We start from the raw sequence: 6,888 nt of genomic DNA on the forward strand, positions 1-6,888 counted from the left end.
TCATTGTGGACGTCTTCTGTGGCAGAGTCGGATGATTCTGAGTGGAAGACCACATAGGTCACCAACTGCTTACTCTGTAGTTCACCCACAGCAGCCACAACGGTTTCCTTAACTGTAGCATGCCCCAGCAGGGTTGCCTCAATCTCACCGAGTTCAATTCGATAACCACTGATTTTGACTTGGAAATCCTCCCGACCCAAAAATTCACTGTTGCCGTCGGGTAAGTAGCGGGCCAAATCACCCGTTTTATACAAGCGCTCTCCAGTCTGGGGATGCAGGATAAAGCTGGCATTCGTTTTTTGCTCATCCCGCCAATAGCCCTGGGCCAGACCAATCCCACCAATGTAGAGCTGACCTGGAACCCAATTAGGACAAGGGTCCAGATTGTGATTGAGCACATGTAGGCTTTGATTCACTAGAGGTTTGCCGTAGGGAATGCTCTTCCATTCCGGCTCTACGGTAGTGATGGGATAGTACACAGACCAAATTGAAGCCTCTGTGGCTCCCCCCAGACTGACCACCTGTCCTTGGGGCCATAATGATTGGATTTGGGTCGGTAAATTGAGTGGAATCCAATCACCACTCAACAGGGCAAGTCGGAGGTCCTCAGTTACTTGGTCTGGGTGCTCAGACAGATATTCCACTAGCATCTGCATCAGGGCAGGGACAGTGTTCCAGAGGGTGACTTGATGGGTCGTCATTAACTCAACCCAATGGACTGGGTCTTTGGCTGCCTCTGGAGTGGGCATGACTAGGGTGCCCCCCGCTGCCAAGAGGCCAAAGATATCGTAGACAGACAGGTCAAAGTTGAGGGCGGAGACCGCCAGCATTCGGTCAGTGGGCTGAACGTCAAACCGTTGGTTAATATCTTGGATGGTGTTAACGGCTCCTCGGTGATCGATCATCACCCCTTTGGGTGTTCCTGTAGAACCGGAGGTAAAGATCACATAGGCTAAATCGCTGCTGCTAACGTTTGCCTCCAGGGGAGTGTCTATGATCTCCTGTGGTTGGGGAGCAACCACCAGGCAGTGCAGGTGGTCTGGCAATCCTAAGCTAGCGTTTAGGGCAGCTTGTGTCACGACCAGTTTGACTTCTCCTTGCTCCAGCAAAGACCATTGACGCTCCTGGGGCAGGGCGGCATCAATGGGGAGATAGGCTGCACCAGCCATCAAAATGCCTAAGACGGCAACGATTTGCTCCCAGCCTTTTTCCATGAGCACGGCTACTAGGGTGTTGGGGGTGGCTCCCAATTGCTGGACTTGCTGGCCGAGCGCCTGAGCTTCGGTGTAGAGATCCTGGTAGGTGAGGGTGCGTTGTGGGGTGATGAGGGCGATCGCCTCAGGTCGCTGCTGAGCTTGCTGAATGAATAGACCGTGGAGGGTGTCTTCAGAGATCGGAGCTTGAGTTGCATTGACTTCGATGCGTTGAGTTTGCTGATAAGGTGGCAGCAATTGGGGACAAGTGTGTGCCCAAGCCACCTCACAGGTGGCTAGTTGTTGTAGCCAATGACAGTAGGTGCTGAACATGTTATTGAGGAAACCCTCTGGGAACAGATCTGCGACGACATTCCAGATCAGTAGTAAGGCACCGTTTTGTTCTACAACGCTATGATCTAGCCACACTTGAGGGGTTTGAGAAACCATATAGACGACCTCCCCCAATTGTTCTAACGGAAAAAAGTCCTGTTGTTCGGACGACAGTCCTTTCTCAGCTAACGTATCAAGAGCTAACATACTGGTAAATACAACGCCCAGAGGTTGATAACTACCGCGCTGACGCCGCAGTTCTCGCTGCACCTCAACGCCACCAACGTAGCGATGGTCTAAATCTTGCCATAGTTGTCCCTGAAGATTTTGAGCCCGCTGGGCAAAGGGAACTGCATCTGTACAATTGACCTCTAGGAGCGTCAGGGAGGTGAAGTCGCCTACTAATTCATTGACTTGCGGATGTAAAGGTAACCGGTTGAACAGGGTGAGATTGATCGTGAATTTGGGACTTTTGCTCCAGTAGGCTAACAGATCGGCAAATGCGGCTAACAGAACCCCTGAAGGCGTCAGATTCGCTTGTTTAGCCTTGGCTTTCAATTGTTGCCAATCGGACGCAGATAGCTCAGCTTGAAAGCAGCTAAATTCAGGTTGGTCTAAGGTGGCGATTTGCTGATTTAAAGGTAATTCTGGGGTTGGGGGTAAAGTCTCTAAGCGGTTCCACCAGTATTGCTGAGAGCGTTGATGTTGGAATGTGTCTTTGAGACAGAGTTCGGCGAACACGTAGTCCCGAAATGAGAGTTCTAGTTCTGGCAGAGGATCCTCTAGATTCTGGTACAATTTCAGCCATTGTTGCCAAAAAATACTCATGCTCCAGGCATCAGCAATCAGGGCATCAAAGCTCCAATGTAGGCGGTAACGCTGATCGGCTAAGCGAGTAGCACGAATCTTAAACAGTGGCCACTCGTCAGCAGGAAACATCTCATGGGACAGGCGATGGCGAAGGGCTTCTAGCTCAGTGGAAACAATCTGTTCTGGTTGTCCGCGCAGGTCTAAAACCTCGATCTGGTAGGGGGGAACTTGTTCCAGAACTTGCTGCTCACCATTGGGTAGAATCACCATGCGCAGCATGTCATGATGCTCAATCACACGCTGCCAAGCTTGGCTTAACCGATCAATATCTAGGAACCCACAATCGAGTTCCAGATATCCATGAGTGGAAATGTTACCCAGATCAAAGGTCGAGTTGCGACCGAGCCAATAGGCTTGTTGAATTTCGGTGAGGGGAAAGGGCTGATAGCGTTGGTCTGGATTAGGATCAATTGTGGGTAGCGGATCATCAGGTGCTGGCACTGGTAAATCCTCAACCTGGGGGACTTGAGCCAAGGCTTGCTCTAATTGGGCAATGGTGGGGCATTCAAATAGGGTAATTAGGGGAACATCTTGCTTGAGGGCTTGCCGGAGTCGAGAGCTCAATTGAGTGGCAAGGAGGGAATGGCCACCGAGTTCAAAAAAGTTATCGTGGATGCCGACTTGGGCAATGTCCAACACCTCAGCAAAGAGACTGGCCATGATTTCTTGCGTGGGTGTTTGAGGGGGAACATACTCCTGTGAACGGGCTGAGTCTATCTCTGATGCAGGTAAAGCCTGACGATCCACCTTGCCGTTGGGGGTTAGGGGTAGTTCCTCTAACAGGACAAAGGCACCTGGGATCATGTAGTCAGGGAGCTGCTGTTTGAGCAACTGACGAATGTCAGCAACTAGAGAAGTTTGTGGGCAGGAACCTAGAGGTTGTTTGGGAACAAGATAGGCAACCAGCTGTTTCTCCCCCGGTTGCTTTTTGTTGAGGGTGACGACAGCGTCTTTGATGGCTGGGTTTTGAGTCAAGGTGGCTTCAATTTCTCCAGTTTCGATGCGGAATCCTCGAATCTTGACTTGGTGGTCAATGCGGCCAAGGAATTCAATGTTGCCATTGGGTAAGTAGCGAGCTATATCACCAGTTTTATAGAGACGAGCATCTGGTTCTTGACTAAATGGATTTGGGATAAATTTCTCTTGAGTTAATTCGGGGCGGTTATGATAGCCAGTGGCTAAGCCGTCTCCACCAATGTGGAGTTCGCCGGGAATGCCAATAGGAACGGGATTAAGATGGCGATCGAGAATATAGACCTGAGTATTAGCGATCGCTTTACCAATGGGAACCGACTTGGATAAATCAGCGGTCTTGGTCACAGGAAAACAGCAGGTAAAGGTTGTATTTTCTGTGGGACCGTAGCCGTTGATCAGTTGACATCCCTTCAAGTTGTCTAGTACTTTCTGTACGTGGAATGTTGACAAGACATCGCCGCCAGCCAGCAGGTACTTGAGGGGTCGTAAATCCTCCAGGTGTTCTTCAACCATCAGATGGAATAGCCCAGCAGTTAACCACAGTGTTGTGATTCGATGTTGTCTAATTGCACTTCCAAGCTCTGCCAAGGAGGGCTGGTGAGGTGGCATTACCACTAACTGGCTACCATTGAGTAAACTTCCCCATATCTCAAACGTGGCTGCATCAAAAGAGATGGGTGCTAATTGTAAAATGATATCCTTTACGCTCAAATCAATATAATTGGTGTTTTTGACCAGTCGTACTACCCCTCGGTGTGTGACACGGACACCTTTGGGTTGGCCAGTGGACCCAGAGGTATACATCAAATATGCTTGATGGTCTGTAGTCAACGGTGCTGAGGAATTCTCTACCCTTTCCAAGGCAAGAGACGGTAGGGTATCGATACAAATGACTTGGGCTTGAGTGTCTAGAAGACGAGGATGCCATTGCTGTTGAGTCAGCAACACGGAGAGTTGGGCATCTTGGATCATGTAATCTAGACGAGCCTGAGGATAGTTTGGATCAAGGGGCACATAGGATCCGCCAGCTTTGAGGATCGCGAGCAAGCCCACTACCATCTCTAGGGAACGCTCTACACAAATGCCCACTAAACTTTTTGGACCGACATCTTGATGATGTTGCAAATAGTGAGCTAGCTGATTTGCTCTGGTATTTAACTGGGCGTAGGTGATTTGGTGGTCTTCAAATACTACTGCGATGGCGTCTGGTGTTTGTTCAACTTGGGCTTCAAAAAGTTGATGGATGCATTGATCCACTGGGTAATCAGTAGTGGTTTGATTCCATTCCACTAACACCTGCTGTTGTTCTGCATCACTCATCATGAACAGTTGGCTGATTGGCTGAGCAGGATTAGACGCGATCGCCACTAACAAGTTTTGGTAATGACCAGCCATCCGGGCAATGGTTGTCTCGTCAAATAAATCTGTGTTGTATTTGAAAGAACCAGATAGTTGTGAGTTGACTTCGATAAGTTCTAGCAATAAGTCGTCTTGACCTTCAAACAGATCAATGGCAAATGTTTCAACCTCCATTCCACCCCAATGAGTCAAGGTGTTTGTCTCATTGAGGTATAGTTTTTGTGTTTCTTGGGCTTGTAGAAAATTCTGGAGAACAAAAGACACTTGGAAGATAGGGGAGCGGCTAGGATCTCGGATCGGCTGTAATCGCTCAACTAACAAAGCAAAAGGATAATCCTGATGGGCTAATGCCCCTATCACAGTCTGGCGAACTTGGGCTAGAAGCGCTCGAAAATCGGGATTGCCTGACATATCTGAGCGCATCACCATGACATCAACAAAGTGACCCACAATCGAGTCAAATTCCGATCGCGTTCGACCCGATGTAGGAGAACCAACTAAGATATCCTCTTGCTCTGTGTAGCGATACAGAAGCACCTGAAAAGTAGCCAAGAGGATCATATAAAGGGTAACCCCTTCAGATTTGGCTAGAGCTTTAATATCCCGAGTCAGCTGTTCAGACAACTGAAATAGATAAGTCGCACCATTGGTAGTTTGGATTGGAGGGCGCAGTCGATCAGTCGGCAAATTCAACACGGGTAGCTCACCTGCAAGCTTCTGTTGCCAATAGTTACACAGACGTTCTCCTTCTTCTCCCGCAACGAGTTCCCTTTGCCAACGGACGTAATCTTGGTAGGTGTGCGTTAGGGATGGCAGAGAGACCTCAATGCCCGCTTGTAGACCTTGATAGATGGCTGACAATTCCTGGATAATTAAATTGCTTGACGATCCATCCAGGGCAATATGATGGATCGTCAGCAAAAGGACATGATCTTGATTTGAGCAGGTGAACCATCGGACTCGCATTACTGGTCCTGTTTCCAGGTTAAAGGGATACCGATGAGCTGCAACGACCCTGGCTCGTAATTCATCTTCATCCCAGGTCGAAGCATTAATCTGTAACAAATCTAAGGGTTGATCTTGATGGATCTGTTGGATTGGGTGTTGAGCTCGCAATGGAAATGTACTGCGTAGAGAGGAATGACGTTCCCTCAATACCTGAAAGGCTTGCTGCCAGACGCTGAGATCAACCTCGGCGTAAATGCGAATCGCAAATGATACGTTGTAGGCATAACTATGTGGTGCAAGCTGCCACAAAAACCAGAGCCCGTTTTGACCGTAGGAAAGCGGATGGACTTTGAGGATATCGGGTTGCTCCTGCAGTAACTGCAAGATATCAGGTTTGTATTGCTTCAGTTGGTTAACAATTTCAGTAGTCAGAACCCTTTGGGAACCACCACTCCGTAATTTACCATCGTCAATCCATAACTTGACTCCCTTGAGGGCAAGGTCTTGCAAGAATTCAACCAAGTTCATAAATCCACCTCAATCCAATCATTATTGTTAACATTTCCGAGCTGAGTTTGCTGATCATTATCTGGAACTGTTGTATTCTTCTGCTCCAGTAGGGGCAGTTGTTGGTTAAGTTCAGTTGATAAATCTGTAACAGTGAGTTCTTCCATAAATTTTGTGATAGGAATATCAACTGCCAGCTTGGTTTGAATTTTCTTGCGCAACTCAACAACCATCAGAGAGTCAAGTCCCATGTAATTTAGAGGTTTTTGTACATCTAGTGTGGATGTTGTCATTCCCAGCACTCGAGCTATTTCGTCTTGGAGATAAGTCATTAAGAGCTTTTCCCTTTCGCTCCCCACAGCTGTTTTTATTTGGGCCAACAGTTGATCATTGTTCGGTGTTAGTGGCAGCTCTGTTGATGTCACAGTTTGCTCCCAGTCTGCGAAGAATGGCCATTGTTCCACTCGCTCTTGCCACGCTGACCATTCAATGGGAACAACTCCAACCTCCACACCTGAGCCACTCATTAATTGTTCCAGTGATTCTAGGAACTGGGTGGGGGAGATCGCCCCCATTCCCTGCTGAAGTACTCTGGCATCTGTTCCCCGTTCAGCTGCTTCTCCGACTTGAGAGATTGCCCCCCAGTGGATACTTAACCCTGTCGTTAGCCCCATAGCCCGACGATAATGGGCTAGACCATCTA

Annotated in this window: 2 protein-coding genes; both read right to left on the bottom strand. The window is 48.5% G+C overall.

The features are described from left to right. The coding region (locus tag F6K20_RS18370; protein ID WP_287295572.1) for a non-ribosomal peptide synthetase at nucleotides 1–6,206 on the bottom strand (6,206 nt) is incomplete at its 3' end. After that, on the bottom strand, nucleotides 6,203–6,888 hold a 686-nt coding region (locus tag F6K20_RS18375), incomplete at its 5' end, for an acyl carrier protein (protein WP_287295573.1). The genes F6K20_RS18370 and F6K20_RS18375, both read right to left, overlap by 4 nt.

The sequence above is a fragment of the Moorena sp. SIO2C4 genome, assembly GCF_010672485.1.
In the GTDB taxonomy this organism is placed as follows: domain Bacteria; phylum Cyanobacteriota; class Cyanobacteriia; order Cyanobacteriales; family Coleofasciculaceae; genus Moorena; species Moorena producens.